Here is a 20,158-nt window from a genome sequence, read left to right as displayed (position 1 = left end):
GCATGACCCTCGCCATCCACCAGTTCCCCTGCCTTTCCGACAATTACGGCTTTCTGCTCCACGACACAGATAGCGGCGAGACAGTGTGCATCGACACGCCCGATGCGGACGAAATCCTGCGGGTATCCGAAGCCTTGGGCCTGCGCATCACGCAGATCTGGAACACCCATTGGCATCCCGACCATGCGGGCGGAAATGCATCGATCAAGGCGGCGACGGGCTGCACAATCATCGCCCCTGCCGAAGTGGAGCGGATTTCCACGATTGATCGCGCGGTCAGCCACGGCGACGTCGTGATGCTTGGCGCAATCCGCGCAGACGTGATTGACGTCGGCGGCCACACCAATGGCCATATCGCCTACAATCTGCCCGAAAAGCGCACTGCCTTTGTCGGGGACAGCCTGTTTGCGCTTGGCTGCGGGCGCATGTTTGAAGGCACTCCTGAGCAGTTCTGGACAAGCCTGGAGCGGTTGAAGGCGCTTCCTGCCGACACTCTCATACATTGCGCGCATGAATACACAGAAGCGAACGCCGCCTTCGCTTTGCATGCCGACCCCGGCAATGATGCGCTTCACGAATACGCCAAATGGGTGCGCGACATGCGCCAGAAGGGCGAGGCAACGGTGCCCTTCCTGCTCGAACGCGAGCTGGAGACCAACCCCTTCCTGCGCGCCGATGATCCGGAGATGATGGCCCGCTGGGGCGGCACCGCTCCGCACGAGACGTTCGCCGCGCTGCGGGCCGCGAAGGATGCCTTCTGAGCGGACCGGTCAGCCTTGTCCCCTATAACTCTGCCTGGCCTGTCGGGTTCGCAAACGAGGCGACGGCTATCAGAGCGGCGATTGGGCCAGCGTGCGGGCAAATCCACCACATCGGCAGCACTGCCGTTCCCGGGTTGATAGCCAAGCCGGTGATCGACATTCTGGTGGAGGCGGAAACTCTGGCAGCACTGGACGCGGCTACGCCCGCCCTCGCCGCCTTGGGTTATACAGCGCGCGGTGAATACGGGATCGCGGGCCGCCGCTATTTCGTGAAGAGCGATCGGGAGGGGCAGCGCAGCCACCACCTCCACGCCTTCGCCATCGGTGCCCCTGAAATAGCCCGGCATCTGGCGTTCAGGGATTACCTGCGCACGCACGACACCGCGCGGGCGCAGTATGCCGCCGCGAAACGCGCTGCCTTGGAGGATACGGGCGCGATCAAGGCGGACTACCAGACGGCAAAGTCCGCCTGCATTGTTCGCCTGCTGGAGGAGGCCCTGACTGGCCCCGGCAGGCCTTAGCCCAACAGGACAAACCCCACGAAGGCCACCGCGCCCACGCTGCTCGCGGTGATCGTCAAGCGACGCAGGGCCCTGACCTGCAGGCCCATGATGACCCCGCTCAGCACAAGCAGGAACAGCACCAGCGCCAGCGCAGTCGCGTAAAGTTTGAACCAAACGCTGCCCTTGGCCTTGTGGAGTTGCACCAGCCAGCGGTGGACGCTCGCCTCTTTGACCGCCACTTCGGCGACCATCGGATCGACGCTGGCGGCAACGCTCGCCTCGCTGCGGGCGCCGGTCCAGGTCAGGCTCTGCTCTGCACCCTCGCCCGAGACGCTAGCTTCACCGCTCGGCGCAGGCAGGCCGGAGGCTTCAAGCGCGTCGATAGCCGCAGCGCGCAGCCCCGCCTCGTCCAGCTCGGAATAGGGCTGCGAGAGGGTGACGGACTGCGTGCTCTCGATCCACTCGCCCTTATTGCCCCAGGTGTAGAGCGCACCGGTGACGAGGAACATCAGCACCGCCGGAAACATAAATGCCGCAGCGACAAGGTGGAGCTTGGTGAGGAAAGCGCGATTCATTACGTGAGACCCTTATTGCAATTCGCTCGCATTAGCAGCATCGGCATTAATGCCAACAAAAAAGCGCGCCAAATCCGCAGATCAGGCGCGCTTTTATTGTCGCAGAATGTCGCAGGCAGCCTAGAGGTTGCCGATCATCTCGTCGGCCAGCGCCTTGTCGGCGGCGGCATCGTGATTGCCGGCAATCAGCTTGGCGGCCGCGGCGGTGGAGGCATCAGCGGCCTTGGCGCGCAATTCGGCCACAGCCTGACGCTCTGCCGCGGCGATCTTGTCCTGCGCCATACGTTCGCGGCGGGCGATCATCGCGGCGGTGTCTTCTTCGGCCTTGGCGACAATGCCTTCGGCTTCGCGGCGTGCGTTTTCGAGCATCGCCTCGGCGTCTTTCTCGGCACCAGCGATCTTGTCGGCATATTCCTGCCGCAGTGCCTCGGCCTCGGCGCGGAGCTGCTTGGCTTCTTCAAGGTTGTCGCGGATCGCCTTGATCTTGGCGTCGAGGCCACCTGCGATGGTCTGGTGAACCTTCGCGCCGAAGAAGACGAACAGCAGCAATACGGCCATCGCTACCGAAACCCACTGATAGGGCTCCAGACCGGCAAAGGTCGGTTCCGAATGCGCGCTGGCGGTTTCAGCCGCTGCGGTGAGCAGATTAAGCATGGCGCATCGCCTCCTTCACGGCGGACTTGGCGGCGGTCTTGGTGACCTTCACCCCGGCCAGACGTGCCGCAATGTCCTGCGCAGCTTCGGCTGCAACGCCTTCGATCTCGGCAGCAGCTTCGGCGCGGCTGGCAGCAATGCGCTGCTCGGCTTCTTCAAGCTGAGCGTCGATCCCCGCCTGCACCTTGGCGAGCTTGGCTTCGGTCGAGGCCTGCGCCTTCGCCTTGGCTTCGATCACCAGCGCCTGCGCCGCTTCACGGTTAGCATTCTCGCGCTGGCGCCAGGCTTCTTCCGCCGCGTCGGCGGCGTCACGCGACGCCTGCGCCGCAGCCAGATCGTCGGCAATCTGCTGGTCACGCATTCCAACCGTGTCCATCACCTTGGGCACCATGCCCTTGCCGATAACAAAGAACACGAAGCCGAAAGTGATCAGCAGCCAGAAGAGCTGGCTGGACCAGATCTCGAACATTTGATCTATCTGGGGCATGGACGGATTCCGCCTGTAAACGCGAGTGCAAGTTCAAAAACCGGCCGGACGCGAACCGCCCGACCGGCGAAAATCGTATCAGACGAAGAGGATGATCATCGCCACAACAAAGGCCAGCAGGCCGAGAAGTTCGGCTGCGGCGAAGCCGATGAACAGGCGGCCCTGCTGGCCGTCTGCAGCACCCGGATTGCGCAGCGCGCTTTCGAGGAACGAGCCGAACACGTTACCCACGCCCAGTGCAGCCATGCCCGCACCGATAGCAGCGAGACCGGCACCAACCATCTTGGCAGCTTCGAGATCCATTTGATTATCCTTTCAGAGGTAAAACGAGTAATTGATTGAAATAACGAAATTAGTGCAGATGCTCGGCGTCGTTGATATACAGCGACGTCAGCAACGCGAAAACGTAGGCCTGAATGCCTGCCACCAGAATTTCCAGCGCGGAAATGCCGATCATCAGCACGAAGCTGGGTACGCTCACCAGCGCGCCGATACCGATCCCGGCATTGGCGCCATTGATGACGAAGCCCGACAGCACTTTCAGCAGGATGTGACCCGCCATCATCGCCACGAACAGTCGCAGCGCGAGGCTGAAGGGGCGGAACAGGAACGAGACGAACTCGATCGGCGCGATCACAAAAACCATCGGCAGCGGCGTGCCCGACGGCACGAACAGGCTGAAAAAGTGCAGGCCGTGCTTCCAGAAGCCGACGATCAGCACAATGGCAAAGCTCATAATCGCCAGCACGCCGGTAACGGTAAAGTGGCTGGTGAAAGTGAACGGGTGTACGCCGACAATGCCCAGCGGCAGCAGGCCGAGCAGGTTGGCGAAGAGAATGAACATGAACAGGCTGAAGATATAGGGCACATATTTGCGCCCTTCCTTGCCGATATTCGCTTCCAGCATATCGTCGATGAAGCCGGTGAAGGTTTCCACCATCATCTGCCAGCGGCCGGGCACCAGCTCGCGCTTCATTCCGCCGAGCATGAAGACGAACAGCACCACAGCGGTGATCGTCATCCACATCGCGGAATTGGTGTAAGCAATGTTGAACCCGGCAATATTCCAGTCCTGTCCGAGCAGCGGCTCGACAGTGAACTGGTGCATGGGGTCGACTTTGCCAGCTTCGGCTTCGCCTGCCACGTGATTGCTTCCCTTGCGCTTCTAGCTGTCAGTCGGCCCGGAAGGCCCACTGCTGGAACTGCGAATAATATTCCTGAAGGCGACGATTATTCCGAGGAACAACCCCACCAACAGCGCCCACGGGTTGATGTCGAAAAACCACCCGACGGTGTATCCGACAATCGCTCCACCAAGAACACCACCAAGCAGGTCTGCCAGCGCCCTGTTGCCCGCTTTCTCGCTGGCAGAGGTGGCTTTGACCGTTGTCCGGTTGCGCTCCTCTTCCCGCTCGCGTGCGGCTTTTAGCCGCGCTTCGAGCGCGTCGATCCGCGCATCCTCACCGATGGGTTCCCGTGCGGGTTTCTCGTCACTCATGCCTGCTCCTGTAAGACAGAAATATGGCACGGGCAAAGAGGTGCCCGCCAAGGGCGCCGCCCCCTTAGAAGGGGGGTGTAGGCGAGTCAACACGTGTAGGGCCGGAAATGGGCATGACCTAGACCTTTGGCTTATCCCCTAACCCCCACTTATCCTGAGCTTGTCGAAGGATTGCTTTTTCTTCTGGTGCTTGTGCAACCTGAAAAAGAAGTGCAGCCCTTCGACAAGCTCAGGGCAATCGATATGAGAGGTAGGAATGGCAGAGTCCGAATCTCTTTTCCCTGATGCGGGGGGCGCACCCAAACCATCGGGCGCCGCCGGCCACCGCGCGCGGCTGCGCGAACGGCTGCTCACCGGCGGGGCGGAGGCTCTAGCAGATTACGAAGTGCTCGAATATCTGCTGTTCGGCGCTTTGGCGCGGGGGGACACCAAGCCGCAGGCCAAGGCGCTTCTTGCAAGGTTCGGCTCTCTATCAGCCGTGCTGAACGCCGATCCCGGCGCGTTGAAACAGGTCAAGGGCGTTTCGGATGCGAGCGTCGGCCAGATCAAGATCGCCGCGCTCGTCGCCCGTCGCATGGCGCGCAGCGAAGTGGCGGACAAGCCGGTGCTCGGCAGCTGGCAAGCGCTGCTCGATTATCTGGCGATCGATATGGCGCATTTGACAGTGGAGCGCGTGCGCGTGCTCTATCTCAATGCGAAGAACCGCCTTTTGCTCGATCATCACGTGGGCGATGGCACCGTGGACGAGGCCGCGATCCATCCGCGCGAAGTCATCCGCCGCGGGCTCGATTGCGGCGCGAGTGCGCTGATCCTCGTGCACAACCACCCCAGCGGCAATCCCGAACCCAGCCGCGCCGATATTGCGATCACCAAGGCCATTGCGGAGGCAGGTCGGCACGTGGGCATCACCGTGCACGATCACGTGATCGTCGGGCGCGAGGGCCATATCAGTTTGCGCGCTAAAGGCGTAATATAGGGCAAAGGCGCGTTCGACCGCTTGCCATAGCGCGCCGTAGCTAATAGCCGCGCCGCAACTTCTTACCATTCGCACCGGAGTCTTCCATGGTCCCCCGTTACGCCCGCCCCGCCATGACCGCTATCTGGGAGCCGGAAACGAAATACGAGATCTGGTTCCTGATCGAAGCGCATGCGACGCAGAAGCTCGCCGAACTGGGCGTCGTGCCCGAAAGTGGAGCAAAGGCGCTGTGGGACTGGTGGGAGACGAACCCCGGCATCGATGTGGCGGCGATTGACGCGAAGGAAGCGGTGCTGAAGCATGATGTGATCGCCTTCCTCGATTGGGTGGCCGAACAGGTCGGGCCGGAAGCGCGTTTCATGCACCAGGGCATGACTTCTTCAGATGTGCTCGATACCACGCTGGCGGTGCAGCTGGCGCGCGCAACCGATTTGCTGCTGGATGACATGGACGCGCTGCTAGCGGCGATCAAACGCCGTGCGGAAGAGCACAAATACACCGCCACCATCGGCCGCAGCCACGGCATCCATGCCGAGCCGACGACTTTCGGGCTGAAGCTGGCGCAGGCCTATGCCGAATTCGACCGATGCCGTGATCGTTTGGTCGCCGCCCGCGCCGAAATCGCCACCTGCGCGATCAGCGGCGCAGTCGGCACTTTCGCCAATATCGATCCTTCGGTTGAGGAATATGTTGCCGAGCAGCTTGGTCTGACGGTCGAACCCGTCAGCACGCAGGTGATCCCGCGCGACCGGCACGCGGCCTATTTCGCCACCCTCGCGGTGATCGCGTCGTCCATCGAACGCCTAGCGGTCGAAATCCGCCATTTGCAGCGCACCGAAGTGCTGGAGGCGGAGGAGTATTTCTCACCCGGCCAGAAGGGTTCGTCGGCCATGCCGCACAAGCGCAACCCGATCCTGACCGAAAACCTTACCGGCCAAGCGCGCATGATTCGCTCCTATGCCATGCCCGCGCTCGAAAACGTGGCGCTGTGGCACGAGCGGGATATCTCGCACTCGTCGGTCGAGCGTTTCATCGGGCCGGACGCGACCATCACGCTCGATTTCGCCCTCGCCCGCCTCACAGGCGTGGTCGACAAACTGCTCGTCTATCCAGACCGGATGCAGAAGAATCTCGACCGGATGGGCGGCCTCGTCCATTCGCAGCGCGTGCTGCTGGCGCTCACCCAGGCGGGCATCACCCGCGACAACGCCTATCGCCTTGTCCAGCGCAATGCGATGAAGGTGTGGGAATCGGACGGCCAGCTCTCGCTGCTCGAACTGCTTAAAGCCGACGAGGAAGTCGCCGCCGCGATGAGCGAGGCGGAGCTGGAGGACAAGTTCAACCTCGATTACCACTTCAAGCATGTCGACACTATCTTCGCTCGGGTGTTTGGAAGTTAAGCGGGGCCTTCCCATCGCGCGCGCCCTCGCCTAGCATCGGGCTAGCTGCAACTGCCGGGAGGACACACCACAATGCAAATCATCCGCACAGCGATCTGGGTCTTGCTGCTGGTGGCGCTGTTGTTGTTCTCCATCGCCAATTGGGATCCGACCGTGACGGTGCGCATCTGGGACGGCATTGTGGTCGATACCAAACTGCCCGCAATCGTCATCGTCAGCTTCGTGATCGGATTTGTGCCCATGTGGCTGTATTACCGCGCGGCCAAGTGGCAGTGGCGGCGCAAGGTGACCAGTCTGGAAAATGCCGTCCGCACTGCGGCCGCAACCCCTGTCGCCGCGCCGGAGCCGGTGGAGGGCGAAACCGCGACACCCGAGCCCGAGGCAGCGCCCGCCACCACTTACGAGCCGACCCCCGGCGCGGATATCGCTGATAGTGACAGCCCGCTGTCTCCCACCGACGAAGCGCCCAAAGCATGAGCAATCCCGTCTATCTCGCGCTCGACGTGCCGCAACTCGATGCGGCCAAGGCTTTGTGCGAGAAGGTCAAAGGCCACATTGGCGGCGTGAAGCTGGGCCTCGAATTCTTCTGCGCGCATGGCCATCACGGTGTGCACGAAATCGCCCATCTCGGCCTGCCCGTTTTCCTCGACCTCAAACTGCATGACATCCCCAACACCGTGGCGGGTGCGATGCAGTCGATCCATGTGTTGCAACCTGCGATCGTCACCGTCCATGCGAGTGGCGGGCGCGCGATGATGGAGGATGCGAAGGCAGCGGCAGGGGAGGACTGCAAGGTCGTCGCGGTGACTGTGCTTACCAGCCTTGATGACACCGCGCTCAACCGCACCGGTGTCGGCGGCACGGCGCACGATCAGGTGATGCGTCTGGCCGAACTGGCAGAGGCAAGCGGGCTCGACGGAATTGTCTGCTCCGGTCACGAGGTGAAAGCGGTTCACCAGCAATGGAAGAAGGGCTTCTTCGTCGTCCCCGGCCTGCGCCCCGGCGGCAAGGCAACCGGCGACCAGAAGCGCGTCGTCACCCCGCGTCAGGCCCGCGATGACGGCGCAAGCGTGCTGGTAATAGGCCGCCCGATAAGCCGTGCGGACGATCCGTTGGCAGCGGCGCGAGCGATTGAGGGGACGTTGTAGAAAATGACCGACCACGCCACACCCAACCTGCCCTCGCGCGATTTCACCGCGACCGAGGCGTTCTACTCGGCGCTTGGCTTCGAGTGCAGTTATCGCAGCGAGGGTTGGATGATCCTCCAACGCGGCGGCGTGCAGTTGGAGTTCTTCCCTTTCCCCGATCTCGATCCCTACGCCAGCAGCTTTGGCTGTTGCATCCGGCTCGATGACTTGGGCGGACTGGTGGCGCGGCTAGCCGCGTCAAATGTGCCGCAAGCCAAAACCGGCATTCCCCGCTATCACCCGCCACAGCGAGAGGCGAGCGGCCTGACTATCGCCTACCTCGTTGACCCCGACGGGACGCTGCTGCGGCTTATCCAGAACGACTAGTTTGCTTCCGCCGGAATTTCGGTCACTTCCACACTCGCATCGACTTCGGCATCCAGCGTGCTGTCGGGATTGTTTGCCGCTTCGATCGCCGGAGCCAGCAGCGCGGCGGAATCGATGTTCCATGCGAGCAGCCGCATATCCTCACCCTGTCCGACAAAGGTGAAGGTTTCGACTGCCTCGCCCTGTTCATAGGTCGAGGCCATGGTGATCGTGGTCGAGGTGACGCCGTTATTGGTGCTGACGTTAAAGCCCGTACGCTCGCTCGCCTGCAATTCGCCCAGCGCGCCGCGCACCATCGTCATCAGCTCTTCGAACTGCTCGCGCGTGGCCGAGGCGCGCGCTTCTTCGTGCAGCCCGTTCCAGATGGCATCACCGTCGCCAGCCGCGAACTGTTGGTGAAACGCATCGATCCGCGCCTCGCTCTGGTCCATTTGCGCCACCGGATTGCAGGCCGCGAGCGAAATAGCTGCAAGCGTTGCGAAATACCGTTTCATGTCCACCAAGCCCCTTCTTCCCGCCCGGCACCTGCTGGCGCTGCATTTCTCTCTTTTTGCCCACTTTCCCCGCCAACGCAATTCACCTAAGCCCCCTCCCCATGCCGCAACAGCTGATCAAGATCTGCGGGCTCACCACGCCCGACACTGTCGACGCCGCCATTGATGCGGGGGCTACGCATATCGGGCTTGTCCATTATGAGCCGAGCCCGCGGCATGTCAGCCTCGAAGATGCCGCGAAGCTGCGGATGCGGGTGCCCGAAAGTGTCAAGGTGGTGCTGCTGACCGTCAGCCTCGACCCCACCGAAACCGCGCTCGCTCTGCAGGAATTGCAGCCCGACGTGCTGCAATTGCACGGCGCGGAAACGCCCGAATGGCTCGCCATTCTGAAGGCCAAGACCAAAATCGAGATCTGGAAGGCGCTCGGCATCAAGGACGCCGCCACGCTGGAAAAGGCCGCGCGCTTCAAGGATGCGGCACACCGCCTGCTGTATGACGCGGCGGCGGGCGCGCTGCCGGGCGGGAATGGCCTCGCCCTCGATTGGCGGCTGCTGATCGGGCACGAGCACGTGCTGCCTTGGGGACTTGCCGGAGGCCTCACTCCTGAAAATGTCGGCGATGCGATTCGCTTTACCGGCGCGGAGCTGGTCGATGCGTCGAGCGGCCTCGAAAGCGAAAAGGGCGTGAAGGATACGGCCAAAATTGCCGCTTTCTGCAAGGCGGCACTTGCGGCTAGGGAAGCGATATGACCGAACAGAAACCAAACAGCTTCCGCACCCAGCCCGATGATCGCGGGCATTTCGGGCAATTTGGCGGGCGCTATGTTGCCGAAACGCTGATGCCGCTGATCCTCGATCTGGAGCGCGAATATCGCAAGGCGCAGGGCGATCCGGCGTTCAAGGCGCAGTTTGACGACTTGCTCGAACACTATGTGGGCCGCCCAAGCCCGCTCTATTTCGCACCGCGCCTGACCGAGGAACTGGGCGGCGCGCAAATCTGGTTCAAGCGGGACGAGCTGAACCATACGGGCGCGCACAAGATCAACAATTGCATCGGGCAAATCCTGCTCGCCATGCGGATGGGCAAGAAGCGCATTATTGCCGAGACGGGAGCGGGCCAGCACGGCGTCGCCACCGCGACCGTTTGCGCGCGTTTCGGCCTCCCCTGCGTGGTCTATATGGGCGCAGAAGACGTGCGGCGGCAATCGCCCAACGTCTTCCGCATGAAGCTATTGGGCGCGGAGATCGTGCCGGTAACGGCGGGGCGCGGGACGCTGAAGGATGCCATGAACGAGGCGCTGCGCGACTGGGTCGCCAATGTGCATGACACGTTCTACATCATCGGCACAGCGGCTGGCCCGCATCCCTACCCTGAGCTTGTGCGCGATTTCCAGAGCGTGATCGGGCGCGAGGCGCGCCAGCAAATGCTCGATCGCACCGGCAAGCTGCCCGATCTTGCGGTGGCCTGCATCGGCGGCGGATCGAACGCAATCGGCCTGTTCCACCCCTTCCTCGACGATCCGGAAGTGAAATTGCTCGGCGTCGAGGCAGCGGGCAAGGGTCTGGATGGAGACGAACACGCAGCCAGCCTTGCGGGCGGTTTCCCCGGCGTGCTCCACGGCAACAAGACCTACCTGCTGCAGGACGAAGACGGCCAGATCACCGAAGGCCACTCGATCAGCGCGGGGCTCGATTATCCGGGCATCGGGCCGGAACACGCCTGGCTGAAAGAGACAGGCCGCGTCGAATACACCTCCTCGACCGATGACGAGGCGCTGGAGGCGTTCCAGCTGCTCTGCCGCACCGAAGGCATCATCCCTGCGCTGGAGCCGAGCCACGCCATCGCCGCCGTCGCCAAACGCGCCCCGCTAATGGACAAGGATCAGGCGATCCTGATGAATCTGTGCGGACGCGGGGACAAGGACATTTTCACCGTCGCCGAGGCGCTGGGAGTGGAGATTTGAGGCCCGCCCTTCTCCGTCATTGCGAGGAGCCGCAGGCGACGCGGCAATCCAGTAGCGCAGGGACTGGATTGCTTCGCTCCGCTCGCAATGACGAAATCGGTGATAACGCCCAAACCGTCATCCCGGCGAAGGCCGGGATCCATTTCACCGACAGCGCGGATGGCGCGATGGATTCCGGCCTTCGCCGGAATGACGATTCTATTAGTGGCTCGGAGACGGGCAATTGAAGACGGCTGGCTTCATCTTCATAGTGCTTGGAATGCTGCAAGCTGTGACGATCAATGTCTTTGATCTTCGAGAAACACTTTGGCTCACGAGCTTCGGCTTATCGATGCTGGTTGGAACGGGCTTGCTGCTGATAGATGTCACTATCCGACTAAAGAGGGGCGATCTCAAACTGAGACCTCTGGCCGCGCTAACGAAGGTTCCGATTTTCTTGGTCGTTGGCGCGGGAGTGTTTGGTCTGGCAAGGCTGATCTTTGGTCCGAGTGACAAATCCCTGACCTACTACTTGGTCTTGATCTTCATGTTGGCAGTCGTTTTCAGTCTCCAGCATACGGCATATAGAAAACCCAAATGACCCGCCTCACCACCACCTTTTCCGCCTCCCACCCCGCTCTCGTCGCCTTCATCACCGCTGGCGATGGCGACACGGCGGCCAATCTTGATGCGCTCGTTGCGGGCGGCGCGGATGTTATCGAGTTGGGAATGCCGTTCACCGATCCCATGGCGGACGGCCCCGCCATTCAGGCGGCGAACATCCGTGCGCTCGGCAATGGCATCACAACCGCCGATGTTTTCGCACTCGCCAGCGCCTTCCGCCAGCGTCACCCCGATGTGCCGCTGGTGCTGATGGGCTATGCCAATCCGATGATCCGGCGCGGGCCGGAATGGTTTGCGCAAGCGTGCGAAGCGGCAGGCGTCGATGGTGTGATCTGCGTCGATCTCGCGCCCGAAGAGGATGGCGATCTTGGCCCTGCCCTGCGCGAACGCGGCATTTCGCCCATCCGCCTCGCCACGCCCACCACCGACGATGCGCGGCTACCGCGTGTGCTCGATGGTTCGAGCGGGTTTCTGTATTACGTCTCGGTCGCGGGGATTACCGGTAAGCAGGCCGCCGCCATCGAATCGATCGAAGCCAATGTGGCGCGCATCAAATCGCATAGCGACTTGCCCGTCGCGGTCGGCTTCGGCGTGCGCACACCCGAACAGGCGGCAGAAATTGCCCGCGTCGCCGATGGTGTCGTCGTCGGCAGCGCGTTTGTCGATCTGGTCGCTAAGCACGGCAAGGATGCGCCCGAACATCTGCGCGAACTCACTGCAAGGCTTGCCAATGCGGTGCATTCTGCGCGAAAGGCCTGAGCCATGTCATGGCTAACCCGAGTCCGCGAGCGCCTGCCGTTTATGAGCAAGCGCGAAACCCCCGACAATTTGTGGGTCAAATGCCCGCGCTGTCAGGAGATGGTGTTCCAGAAGGAATATGAGGCGAACCTCAATGTCTGCCCGAAATGCGAGCATCATGGCCGCATCGGAGCCGATGCGCGGCTGATGCAGCTGCTGGATGAAGGCTTTACCGTCCTCCCCGCGCCCCAAGTGGCGGAAGACCCGCTGAATTTCCGCGACACCAAGCGTTACAAGGATCGCATCAAGGCCGCACGCGCCAGCAATCCGCGCCCCGATGCCTTCACCGCGGCGCATGGCACGATCGAGGGCGTTCCCGCCGTGGTCGGCGTGCAGGACTTCACCTTTATGGGCGGCAGCATGGGCATGGCGGTGGGCGACGCCTTTATCGCCGCGGCGCAAAAGGCGCTGGACGAACGCTGCGGCTTTGTCTGCGTGACCGCTGCGGGCGGCGCGCGGATGCAGGAGGGCATTCTCAGCCTGATGCAGATGCCTCGCGCCACGGTGATGACGCGGCGGCTGAAAGAGGCTGGCCTGCCCTACATCGTCGTGCTGGCAGACCCGACCACGGGCGGCGTCACCGCAAGCTATGCGATGCTGGGCGATATCCATATTGCTGAACCGGGCGCGCTAATCGGGTTCGCCGGCCAGCGGGTGATACAGGAAACGATCCGCGAGCAGCTGCCCGAAGGCTTCCAGCGCGCCGAATATCTGCACAAACACGGCATGGTCGATATGGTCGTGCCGCGCGTGGAGCTGAAGGCCACTCTGGCCGACGTGCTGATGTATCTCAGCCCGGCGAAGGCTGCTTGATGGATGGGAGTCCCTCCCCTCCTCTTCAGAGGAGGGGCAGTGAGACTTGGCGTTGCGGAGCAATGCCTAGTCGCAGCGGGGTGGTGCTTTTCGGCAAGACCAGATGCTCGCTTCGCTCGCCACCACCCCCAACCCCCTCCTCTGAAGAGGCGGGGGCTTTGCGATGAAAGACTTCGCGATTTCGGACGATCCCGCTGTCCAGCGGCAGTTGGACAGGCTCGGCGAACTTCCGCTGCCTACCGACAAGATCGGCCTCGAAACCATTGAAACGCTGCTGGAACGCCTCGGCAATCCACAGCGCGCCTTGCCGCCGGTGTTCCACGTCGCGGGCACCAACGGCAAAGGCTCGACCTGCGCCTTCCTGCGCGCAATGCTTGAGGCGGACGGCAAGCGCGTCCACGTCCACACCAAGCCGCATCTGGTGCGCTATAATGAGCGTATCCGTATCGGCGGAGAGCTGGTCAGCGACGCAATGCTCGCCAGCCTGCTGGAGGAGGTTTTCGATGTGGCGGGCGATCTCCCCGCCAGCTTCTTCGAAATCACTACGGCGGCGATGTTCCTCGCCTTCCATCGCGAACCGGCCGATGCCTGCGTGATCGAAGTAGGCCTCGGCGGGCGGTTTGATGCGACCAATGTGCTGGAAAGCCCCGCTGCCTGCGGGATTGCAGCGCTGGGAGTCGATCATGCCGACTGGCTGCTGAAGGCAGACCCGACCGCTCCGCCACCAAATCCGCCACTGGTGCGCATTGGTTTCGAGAAGGCGGGCATTGCACGCGCAGGTTCGCCACTGGTGACGCAGAGCTATCCCTCCGAAGTCGAACATCGCATTGCCGAGAGTGCCGCTGCTGCCGGAGCTGTGCTCAAAATGCGCGGACGCGACTGGTTTGCCGAGGCGTCGCCAGACGGTATCGCCTATCGCGACGCGCTCGACGAGCTCGTCCTGCCGCTCCCCTCCCTGCCCGGCGCGCATCAAGCGGACAATGCCGCGCTCGCCGTGGCGATGATCCGGCATCAGGATGCGGTGCAGGTGTCGGAGGAGGCTTTGGGCGCAGGCATTCGCGCCGCCACATGGCCCGCGCGGCTGCAAACCCTACGGCCCGGGCCGCTGACCGAACTCGCTGGCGAGCGGCCCGTGCTGCTCGATGGCGGACACAATGAAGACGCGGCAGAAGCCCTGGCGCGCTATCTGGCGACGCTGGGCGGGCCGGTGGATGCGATTATCGGCATGATCAAGACGAAGGACGCACACGCCTTCCTCCGCGTGATCGCCCCGCATATCCGCTCGCTCACCGCCGTGCCGGTGGACGGGCATGACGGCGTGGAGCCGGAGGAGATGGCCGCAATGGCGCGCGAGCTGGGGCTCACGGCAGAGGCTGCGCCGGGCCTAACCGCCGCCATCGAAGCGCAGGTAGGCCGGAGCGGCCCGCTGCTGATTGCCGGTTCGCTCTACCTTGCAGGCGAAGTACTGCGGTTAAACCGCGAGTGGCCAGACTAGTCTACTCCGCCGCCAACGCCTTTGCATCTGGCTGCACCACGCCGCTATTCTTGCCTGCCTTGGTCTGCCGCACCCATTCAAGCGCGCACAACACAACCGCGACAAAGCCGATCAGTGTCGTGAAAATAAACACGGCGTGATAGCCGCGATCCTCGATCATCTCACCCAGCGCGACGCGCCCAAGTGTGCCCACCAGCAGCGTGAGCGAGGACAGCAGCGCATATTGCACAGCGGAATATTTCTTCGACACGATGGAGCTGAGCCACGCGACATAGGCCGCACCGGCAATGCCGATGGCGAGGTTCTCCCACATGATCGTGAAGGTCAGCCGCGCCAGTCCCTCGGAGCCGAAGGGAGCCATGAAATTAATCAGCGCGGTAAAGCCGATGGCATCGCTCGCCGCCTGCATATTTGCCCCGCCCAGCGCCATGTCGGCATAGAGCAGGTTCGTCAAAGCAGCGATCAGTGCGCCAAAGGTCAGCGTTGCCATGCGGCCGATTACGGTGAGCATATAGCCACCAAGCGCCAGCCCGGCGATAATCGCGCCCACGCCGAAGAACTTCGAGGCGAAGGCCACCTCGTCATTGGTGTATTCCAGCTCGCCCAGATAGAACGGATAGGCGAACGTTCCCCAGATCGCATCGCAAATCCGGTAAGTCAGCACCAGCGACAGGATCAGGACCAGCGACCAGCCCATGCGGCCGACAAATTCCACCAGCGGCATCACCAGCGCGCGATACAAGTGGTCGACGGCGGAGGAACCTTGCCGCTCAGGCAAATCCTCGACGAGCACATTCTCGCCCTTGGTCTTTTGCGAGGCGATCCATCCGGCAATCAGGGCGGGAACAACAACCGTCGCCACGATGATCCACGGGCCATAATTCAGCGTAAAGTCGGTGGGATTGGGCCGGTCCTCAGGCGCGTAGGCCAGCGACATATACATGAAGGTGAGCACCGTCCCGATGGCACCTGCCCAAAGCAGGCCCACCGCCGCCAGCGCTTTCGCCCGCACGGCAGGCTGCAATTCGCCCGCCTTGCGCAGGCTGAGCAGCAGTTCGTCCTCGACATCGTCTACGCCGCCATCATTGACCTTGGCATCGGGGGCCCAAAGTCCGGCAATGCCGATCACCAGCAGGATGGCACCCATCATCAGATAGGTCTGCGGCCAGCCTATGCGCGCCGCGATAATCAGGCCCAGTGCCCCGCCAACCAGCGCCGCGAGCCGGTAGCCCATCTGGTAAACCGTGGAGAGAATATCGAGCGTCGCTTCCTCGTCCGCCACATCGATGCGCCATGCGTTGATGGCGATATCCTGAGTGGCACTCGCCAGCGCACCGATGCCTGCAAGCAGGCTGAACCAACCAATAGCCTCGTTGGTCGGGTTGGAAAGGCTGAGCGCAATCAGGATCACGCCCAGCAGAATTTGCGACGGTACGATCCACTGCTTGCGCCGCCCCAGCTTGGAAAAGCCGGGGATTGAAACCTTGTCGATCAGCGGCGACCAGAGGAACTGGAAGGCGTAAGCCAGCCCGATCAGCGAGAAGACGCCCATCGTCTCCAGCTCGACCTCCGCCTCGCTCAGCCAGGCGTAGAGCGTACCGAGGAACAGCGCGAATGGCAGCCCGCTGGCAAAACCGAACAGCGCCATATAGCCGCTCTTGGGATTGCGCAGGCTCCTGAACAGGGTTCCCCAGCCCGGCTTCTTCTTTGGCTCCACGGCGGACTCAGCCATTTTTGACACTCCCCGAAATCATGTCCTTGTTCGCAATACTGCTAAACCATCGCAATGGAAGGCTGGATGAACAGGCTCTCTGCGGATAAGGGCCATGCTATGTCCGAGAATGAACGCCCTGAGGGTGACCGCATCGCCAAATTGCTCGCCCGTGCGGGTGTTGCCAGCCGCCGTGAAATCGAGCGCATGATCGATGATCGGCGCATCAAGATCGGCGATGAGTTTGTCACTTCGCCCGCTACTTTCCTCACCAGCCTGCGCGGGGTGACAGTGGACGGCAAACCGGTCGCCAAGCCGGAGCGCACGCGGCTGTTCGCCTTTCACAAGCCTACCGGCCTGCTGACGGCAGAACGCGATTTCTCCGGTCGCCCGACGATCTACACGGCTCTGCGCAATGCCCTTCCCCAAGGAACGCCGCGGCTCATGCCTGTGGGGCGGCTCGATATGAATACCGAGGGACTGCTGCTGCTCACCAATGATGGCGGCCTGAAGCGGCAGATGGAATTGCCGAGCAGCGAAATCCCGCGCACTTACCGCGCGCGTACCTTTGGCGATATCTCGCAGGAACAGCTCGAAACGCTGATTGAGGGCGTCGAGGTTGACGGGATGCGGTATGACCGGATCGACGCCAATCTGGAACGCCGCACCGGGCAGAACCAGTGGATCGAGCTGACGCTCACGGAGGGCAAGAACCGCGAAGTGCGCCGCGTGCTCGAACATTTCGGGCTGCAAGTGAACCGGCTGATCCGCACCGCTTACGGCCCCTTCGGCCTCGCCGACTTGCCACGCGGCGCGGCGGTGGAAATCGGCAAGGAAGATGTCGAGCGGTTCCGCGCGAGCCTTAAATCATGAGAATTATCGCCGGAGAATGGAAACGGCGTCCACTCACCGCGCCGCCGGGTGACGCCACGCGGCCCACGGCGGACCGGACGCGCGAAACGCTGTTCTCGATGCTCACCAGCCGTCTTGGCAGCTTTGCCGAACTGCGTGTCGCTGATCTGTTCGCCGGATCGGGCGCGCTGGGGCTGGAGGCGCTGAGTCGCGGCGCGGCGCATTGCCTGTTTGTCGAGCAGGACGCCGCCGCCATCCGCGCGCTGCGCAAAAACATCGCCGCTTTGCGCGCGCAGGCCCAATGCGATGTGATGGCGGCATCGGTCCTCAGCCTGGGTCCTGCGAAGGAACCGCTCGATCTCATCATGCTTGATCCACCCTACAAATCCGGCGCGGGCGCGGTCGCAATCGACAAGCTGGTTCGGCTCGGTTGGATTGGCCCTGCGACATGGGTCACGCTGGAAATCGGCGCGAAAGAGGATGCACAGGTGCGCAGCATGGCGGTCGAAGCTGAACGCAAGGTGGGCGCGGCCAAGCTGGTGTTCCTCCGGATGCCCGGATAAGGCCATTGCCGCCCTTGCGGCTGCCGCAAGCGTTCTCTACTTGTTCACCGGTGACGACTCCCCCTGCCCTTTCCCCCACGCCCGAATGGCTGGCGCACCTGAACGATCCGCAGCGCGAGGCTGTGCTGACGACCGAAGGCCCCGTGCTGATGCTGGCCGGCGCGGGCACGGGCAAAACCGCCGCGCTTACCCATCGCCTTGCCCATATCGTGCGCGAGCGGCTGGCGTGGCCGAGCGAAATCCTCTGCGTTACGTTCACCAACAAGGCCGCGCGCGAAATGCGCGAGCGGGTGGGCAAGCTGACCGGCGGCGCGCTCGAAGGGATGCCGTGGCTCGGCACCTTCCACTCGGTCGGCGCGAAAATGCTGCGCCGCCATGCCGAACTGGTCGATCTGAAGAGCAATTACACGATCATCGACACCGATGATCAGCTGCGCTTGCTCAAGACCCTGATCCGCGAGAATGACATCGATGAGAAGCGCTGGCCGCCGCGGCAGCTCGCGGGGCTAATCGACGCGTGGAAGAACAAGGGGCTCAACCCGTCAGACCTCACGCCGGTCGACAATGAGAGCTACGCCAATGGCCGGGGGCAGGAGATATACCGCCTCTATCAGGCGCGGCTGATCAGCCTGAATGCCTGCGATTTCGGCGACCTGCTGCTGCACGTCCTCACCATTTTCCGCCAGCATACCGATGTGCTGGAGCAATACCGCCAGCGGTTCAAATATGTGCTGGTGGACGAGTATCAGGATACAAACGCCGTCCAGTATCTGTGGCTCCGCCTGATCGCGCAGAGCCGCAAGAATATCTGCGTGGTGGGGGATGACGACCAGTCAATCTATTCGTGGCGCGGGGCGGAAGTCGCCAATATCCTGCGGTTTGACAAGGATTTCCCCGGCGCGAAGGTTGTGAAGCTGGAGCAGAATTATCGCTCCACCCCGCAAATCCTTGCCGCCGCCAGCGGCCTGATCGCGGCAAACAGCCAGCGTCTCGGCAAGACACTGTGGACGCAGCTTCCCGCCGGGCCGAAAGTGCGCGTCATCGGCGTGTGGGACGCACCCGAGGAAGCGCGACGCGTCGGCGAGGAGATCGAGCGGCTGGAGCGCGAGGGGCTGGGGCTCGACCAGATCGCCATCCTCGTGCGCGCGCAATACCAGACCCGCGAATTCGAAGACCGTTTCATCCAGATCGGCCTCAATTACCGCATCGTCGGCGGCTTCCGCTTTTACGAGCGCGCCGAAATCCGCGATGCGCTGGCCTATCTGCGGGTGATCGCGCAACCGGCGGACGATCTGGCGTTTGAACGGATCTACAACCAGCCCAAGCGCGGGCTTGGCGACAAGACGCTGGAGAAAATGTACCAGCACGCCCGCGCTACCCGCCAGCCGCTCGCCGCCGCGGCGCTGGAACTGGCCGATAGCGACGAGCTCCCCGCACGTGCGCGCGGCACTATCGCGCAGCTGATGCGGCTGTTCGTGCAATGGCGCGAAATGGCCGAGGCTGTCACGCCCGCCGATCTGATCCGCGCCGTGCTGGAGGAATCGGGCTATGACGCAATGCTGAAAGCAGACCGCTCGCCCGAAGCCGCTGGCCGCGCCGAAAACCTTATCGAACTCGCCCGCGCGATGGAGGAATACGAAACGCTCGAACAATTCCTCGAACACGTCGCGCTGGTGATGGACAATGACGCGCGCGACGATGGCGAGAAGGTCACCATCATGACCATGCACGCGGCGAAGGGGCTGGAATTCGACCATGTCTTCCTGCCCGGCTGGGAAGAAGGCGTGTTCCCCAGCCAGCGCTCGCTCGACGAAGGCGGGCTCGCCAGCCTGGAGGAGGAACGCCGCCTCGCCTATGTCGCGATCACCCGCGCGCGGCGCAAATGCACGATCCTGCACGCGGCGAACCGGCGCATTTTCGGCCAGTGGAACAGCTCCATCCCCAGCCGCTTTGTCGAGGAATTGCCAGAAGAGCATATCGAGGTGGAAACCACGATGACGGGCGGCAAATCTTTGTGGCAGGCCAATTGGAGCGAGAGCGAAGACCCCTTCGCCCATGTCTCGCAAAACCGCCCCGAACGCTCGTCAGCCAGAGGCCCCGGCTGGCAACGCGCGCTCGCCACCGGCTACGACACCAAGCAGCAACGCGTCCGTGAAACAACCCGCAGCGCCGCCAGCTTCGCCGCCAAACCCCGCACCGACATCGCCGTGGGAGACCGAGTCTTCCACGAGAAATTCGGCTATGGCGAAGTGATGGGGCAGGAAGGCAACAAGCTGGTGATCGCCTTCGACCACGCGGGCGAGAAGCGGGTGATTGATAGTTTTGTGACGTTGGGGTGAGTTGCAGGTGAACTAGCCTGTCATTGCACCATTTCGACCACTTGCGCGCAAAGGTGCGCCCTCCAGATTGGAGAACAGAAGTAAATGCCATCGCCGTCCTGTAAAAGGTTTTGCCTCGGCTATCGTGAGAGAAACCCGGGCTGCATAACCGACCTCTAT

General features: G+C 62.6%; 25 protein-coding genes. 17 read left to right on the top strand and 8 right to left on the bottom strand.

The genetic code is table 11. The annotated features are described in order from the left end of the window. Positions 1–2: 2 nt before the first annotated feature. Together gloB and ACS0VV_RS04505 are read left to right on the top strand one after the other, a co-directional pair. Positions 3–761, top strand: coding sequence for a hydroxyacylglutathione hydrolase (gene gloB, locus ACS0VV_RS04510; RefSeq protein WP_483531532.1), 759 nt, complete (start codon positions 3–5; stop codon positions 759–761). Beyond that, complete coding sequence (locus ACS0VV_RS04505; RefSeq protein WP_483533499.1) at positions 698–1,282, top strand: GrpB family protein; 585 nt, start codon at positions 698–700, stop codon at positions 1,280–1,282. Before gloB ends, ACS0VV_RS04505 begins: the two co-directional genes overlap by 64 nt. Here the strand turns inward: ACS0VV_RS04505 and ACS0VV_RS04500 are convergent. The 6 genes from ACS0VV_RS04500 to ACS0VV_RS04475 all read right to left on the bottom strand — a co-directional run bounded on the left by ACS0VV_RS04500 (position 1,279) and on the right by ACS0VV_RS04475 (position 4,478). Then, positions 1,279–1,839 carry a PepSY domain-containing protein gene (locus ACS0VV_RS04500; RefSeq protein WP_483531531.1) on the bottom strand — a complete coding sequence of 187 codons (561 nt, stop codon included), beginning with the start codon at positions 1,837–1,839 and terminating at the stop codon, positions 1,279–1,281. The two genes, ACS0VV_RS04505 and ACS0VV_RS04500, sit on opposite strands and share 4 nt — an antisense overlap. A gap of 120 nt (positions 1,840–1,959) precedes the next feature. After that, positions 1,960–2,493, bottom strand: a complete 534-nt coding sequence (locus ACS0VV_RS04495) for a F0F1 ATP synthase subunit B family protein (RefSeq protein WP_483531530.1) — start codon at positions 2,491–2,493, stop codon at positions 1,960–1,962. Next, positions 2,486–2,980, bottom strand: a complete 495-nt coding sequence (locus tag ACS0VV_RS04490; RefSeq protein WP_483531529.1) for a F0F1 ATP synthase subunit B family protein — start codon at positions 2,978–2,980, stop codon at positions 2,486–2,488. The genes ACS0VV_RS04495 and ACS0VV_RS04490 overlap by 8 nt, the downstream gene beginning before the upstream one ends. Positions 2,981–3,058: 78 nt before the next feature. Further along, positions 3,059–3,283: a F0F1 ATP synthase subunit C gene (locus ACS0VV_RS04485; RefSeq protein ID WP_048885460.1), complete on the bottom strand. Its 225-nt coding sequence runs from the start codon at positions 3,281–3,283 to the stop codon at positions 3,059–3,061. 49 nt (positions 3,284–3,332) lie between these two features. After that, a complete protein-coding gene (locus tag ACS0VV_RS04480) occupies positions 3,333–4,088 on the bottom strand; it encodes a F0F1 ATP synthase subunit A (protein ID WP_483533498.1) in 756 nt (251 codons plus the stop codon). Between the two features lie 57 nt (positions 4,089–4,145). Next, on the bottom strand, positions 4,146–4,478 hold the full coding sequence (locus tag ACS0VV_RS04475) for an AtpZ/AtpI family protein (RefSeq protein ID WP_483531528.1): 333 nt from the start codon (positions 4,476–4,478) through the stop codon (positions 4,146–4,148). 256 nt (positions 4,479–4,734) lie between these two features. Between ACS0VV_RS04475 and radC the strand changes: the two genes are divergently transcribed. The 5 genes from radC (at position 4,735) to ACS0VV_RS04450 (ending at position 8,368) form a co-directional block, all read left to right on the top strand. Beyond that, on the top strand, positions 4,735–5,454 hold the full coding sequence (gene radC, locus ACS0VV_RS04470; protein WP_483531527.1) for a RadC family protein: 720 nt from the start codon (positions 4,735–4,737) through the stop codon (positions 5,452–5,454). An 86-nt stretch (positions 5,455–5,540) separates the two neighbouring features. Beyond that, positions 5,541–6,854 (top strand): adenylosuccinate lyase, encoded by a 1,314-nt coding sequence (gene purB / locus ACS0VV_RS04465; protein ID WP_483531526.1) that lies wholly within the window; start codon positions 5,541–5,543, stop codon positions 6,852–6,854. Positions 6,855–6,926: 72 nt separating this feature from the next. Beyond that, a complete protein-coding gene (locus ACS0VV_RS04460; RefSeq protein WP_483531525.1) occupies positions 6,927–7,331 on the top strand; it encodes a LapA family protein in 405 nt (134 codons plus the stop codon). Beyond that, positions 7,328–8,002, top strand: coding sequence for an orotidine-5'-phosphate decarboxylase (pyrF, locus tag ACS0VV_RS04455; protein ID WP_483531524.1), 675 nt, complete (start codon positions 7,328–7,330; stop codon positions 8,000–8,002). Before ACS0VV_RS04460 ends, pyrF begins: the two co-directional genes overlap by 4 nt. A gap of 3 nt (positions 8,003–8,005) precedes the next feature. Beyond that, positions 8,006–8,368: a bleomycin resistance protein gene (locus ACS0VV_RS04450; protein ID WP_483531523.1), complete on the top strand. Its 363-nt coding sequence runs from the start codon at positions 8,006–8,008 to the stop codon at positions 8,366–8,368. Here ACS0VV_RS04450 and ACS0VV_RS04445 read toward each other — a convergent pair. After that, entirely contained in the window at positions 8,365–8,862 is a 498-nt protein-coding gene (locus ACS0VV_RS04445) for a hypothetical protein (protein WP_483531522.1), read from the bottom strand. The two genes, ACS0VV_RS04450 and ACS0VV_RS04445, sit on opposite strands and share 4 nt — an antisense overlap. A 101-nt stretch (positions 8,863–8,963) precedes the next feature. Between ACS0VV_RS04445 and ACS0VV_RS04440 the strand changes: the two genes are divergently transcribed. From ACS0VV_RS04440 to ACS0VV_RS04410, 7 genes are all read left to right on the top strand, one after another. Next, positions 8,964–9,611: a phosphoribosylanthranilate isomerase gene (locus tag ACS0VV_RS04440; protein WP_483531521.1), complete on the top strand. Its 648-nt coding sequence runs from the start codon at positions 8,964–8,966 to the stop codon at positions 9,609–9,611. After that, on the top strand, positions 9,608–10,825 hold the full coding sequence (gene trpB, locus ACS0VV_RS04435; RefSeq protein WP_483531520.1) for a tryptophan synthase subunit beta: 1,218 nt from the start codon (positions 9,608–9,610) through the stop codon (positions 10,823–10,825). Before ACS0VV_RS04440 ends, trpB begins: the two co-directional genes overlap by 4 nt. A 68-nt stretch (positions 10,826–10,893) precedes the next feature. Then, positions 10,894–11,052 (top strand): hypothetical protein, encoded by a 159-nt coding sequence (locus ACS0VV_RS04430; RefSeq protein ID WP_483531519.1) that lies wholly within the window; start codon positions 10,894–10,896, stop codon positions 11,050–11,052. After that, on the top strand, positions 11,049–11,405 hold the full coding sequence (locus tag ACS0VV_RS04425) for a hypothetical protein (RefSeq protein ID WP_483531518.1): 357 nt from the start codon (positions 11,049–11,051) through the stop codon (positions 11,403–11,405). Before ACS0VV_RS04430 ends, ACS0VV_RS04425 begins: the two co-directional genes overlap by 4 nt. After that, entirely contained in the window at positions 11,402–12,187 is a 786-nt protein-coding gene (trpA, locus tag ACS0VV_RS04420; protein WP_483531517.1) for a tryptophan synthase subunit alpha, read from the top strand. Before ACS0VV_RS04425 ends, trpA begins: the two co-directional genes overlap by 4 nt. Before the next feature lie 3 nt (positions 12,188–12,190). Continuing rightward, positions 12,191–13,039, top strand: a complete 849-nt coding sequence (gene accD / locus ACS0VV_RS04415; protein ID WP_483531516.1) for an acetyl-CoA carboxylase, carboxyltransferase subunit beta — start codon at positions 12,191–12,193, stop codon at positions 13,037–13,039. A gap of 163 nt (positions 13,040–13,202) precedes the next feature. Then, entirely contained in the window at positions 13,203–14,534 is a 1,332-nt protein-coding gene (locus ACS0VV_RS04410; protein WP_483531515.1) for a bifunctional folylpolyglutamate synthase/dihydrofolate synthase, read from the top strand. A 1-nt stretch (position 14,535) separates the two neighbouring features. Here ACS0VV_RS04410 and ACS0VV_RS04405 read toward each other — a convergent pair whose 3' ends face one another. Further along, the gene (locus tag ACS0VV_RS04405; protein ID WP_483531514.1) at positions 14,536–16,266 is read right to left on the bottom strand and encodes an AmpG family muropeptide MFS transporter; all 1,731 of its coding nucleotides are present in this window, start codon (positions 16,264–16,266) and stop codon (positions 14,536–14,538) included. Between the two features lie 66 nt (positions 16,267–16,332). Here ACS0VV_RS04405 and ACS0VV_RS04400 point away from each other — a divergent pair, with 66 nt between their 5' ends. From ACS0VV_RS04400 to ACS0VV_RS04390, 3 genes are read left to right on the top strand one after another with little or no spacing between them, the layout of a single operon-like run. Continuing rightward, the gene (locus ACS0VV_RS04400; protein WP_483531513.1) at positions 16,333–17,118 is read left to right on the top strand and encodes a pseudouridine synthase; all 786 of its coding nucleotides are present in this window, start codon (positions 16,333–16,335) and stop codon (positions 17,116–17,118) included. After that, positions 17,115–17,660, top strand: a complete 546-nt coding sequence (gene rsmD / locus ACS0VV_RS04395; protein WP_483531512.1) for a 16S rRNA (guanine(966)-N(2))-methyltransferase RsmD — start codon at positions 17,115–17,117, stop codon at positions 17,658–17,660. The genes ACS0VV_RS04400 and rsmD overlap by 4 nt, the downstream gene beginning before the upstream one ends. A 50-nt stretch (positions 17,661–17,710) precedes the next feature. Continuing rightward, positions 17,711–19,999 (top strand): ATP-dependent helicase, encoded by a 2,289-nt coding sequence (locus ACS0VV_RS04390; protein WP_483531511.1) that lies wholly within the window; start codon positions 17,711–17,713, stop codon positions 19,997–19,999. The last annotated feature ends 159 nt before the right edge of the window (positions 20,000–20,158 follow it).

It is taken from the genome of Aurantiacibacter sp. KMU-128 (genome assembly GCF_056933515.1).
This window is presented reverse-complemented; position numbering and strand designations above follow the sequence as displayed.

Coding starts and splice junctions, on each gene's coding strand:
- gloB (WP_483531532.1), top strand. CDS start 3: ATGACCCTCGCCATCCACCAGTTCCCCTGCCTTTCCGACAATTACGGC.
- ACS0VV_RS04500 (WP_483531531.1), bottom strand. CDS start 1,839: ATGAATCGCGCTTTCCTCACCAAGCTCCACCTTGTCGCTGCGGCATTT.
- ACS0VV_RS04495 (WP_483531530.1), bottom strand. CDS start 2,493: ATGCTTAATCTGCTCACCGCAGCGGCTGAAACCGCCAGCGCGCATTCG.
- ACS0VV_RS04490 (WP_483531529.1), bottom strand. CDS start 2,980: ATGCCCCAGATAGATCAAATGTTCGAGATCTGGTCCAGCCAGCTCTTC.
- ACS0VV_RS04485 (WP_048885460.1), bottom strand. CDS start 3,283: ATGGATCTCGAAGCTGCCAAGATGGTTGGTGCCGGTCTCGCTGCTATC.
- ACS0VV_RS04480 (WP_483533498.1), bottom strand. CDS start 4,088: ATGCACCAGTTCACTGTCGAGCCGCTGCTCGGACAGGACTGGAATATT.
- ACS0VV_RS04475 (WP_483531528.1), bottom strand. CDS start 4,478: ATGAGTGACGAGAAACCCGCACGGGAACCCATCGGTGAGGATGCGCGG.
- radC (WP_483531527.1), top strand. CDS start 4,735: ATGGCAGAGTCCGAATCTCTTTTCCCTGATGCGGGGGGCGCACCCAAA.
- purB (WP_483531526.1), top strand. CDS start 5,541: ATGGTCCCCCGTTACGCCCGCCCCGCCATGACCGCTATCTGGGAGCCG.
- ACS0VV_RS04460 (WP_483531525.1), top strand. CDS start 6,927: ATGCAAATCATCCGCACAGCGATCTGGGTCTTGCTGCTGGTGGCGCTG.
- pyrF (WP_483531524.1), top strand. CDS start 7,328: ATGAGCAATCCCGTCTATCTCGCGCTCGACGTGCCGCAACTCGATGCG.
- ACS0VV_RS04450 (WP_483531523.1), top strand. CDS start 8,006: ATGACCGACCACGCCACACCCAACCTGCCCTCGCGCGATTTCACCGCG.
- ACS0VV_RS04445 (WP_483531522.1), bottom strand. CDS start 8,862: ATGAAACGGTATTTCGCAACGCTTGCAGCTATTTCGCTCGCGGCCTGC.
- ACS0VV_RS04440 (WP_483531521.1), top strand. CDS start 8,964: ATGCCGCAACAGCTGATCAAGATCTGCGGGCTCACCACGCCCGACACT.
- trpB (WP_483531520.1), top strand. CDS start 9,608: ATGACCGAACAGAAACCAAACAGCTTCCGCACCCAGCCCGATGATCGC.
- trpA (WP_483531517.1), top strand. CDS start 11,402: ATGACCCGCCTCACCACCACCTTTTCCGCCTCCCACCCCGCTCTCGTC.
- accD (WP_483531516.1), top strand. CDS start 12,191: ATGTCATGGCTAACCCGAGTCCGCGAGCGCCTGCCGTTTATGAGCAAG.
- ACS0VV_RS04410 (WP_483531515.1), top strand. CDS start 13,203: ATGAAAGACTTCGCGATTTCGGACGATCCCGCTGTCCAGCGGCAGTTG.
- ACS0VV_RS04405 (WP_483531514.1), bottom strand. CDS start 16,266: ATGGCTGAGTCCGCCGTGGAGCCAAAGAAGAAGCCGGGCTGGGGAACC.
- ACS0VV_RS04400 (WP_483531513.1), top strand. CDS start 16,333: ATGAACAGGCTCTCTGCGGATAAGGGCCATGCTATGTCCGAGAATGAA.
- rsmD (WP_483531512.1), top strand. CDS start 17,115: ATGAGAATTATCGCCGGAGAATGGAAACGGCGTCCACTCACCGCGCCG.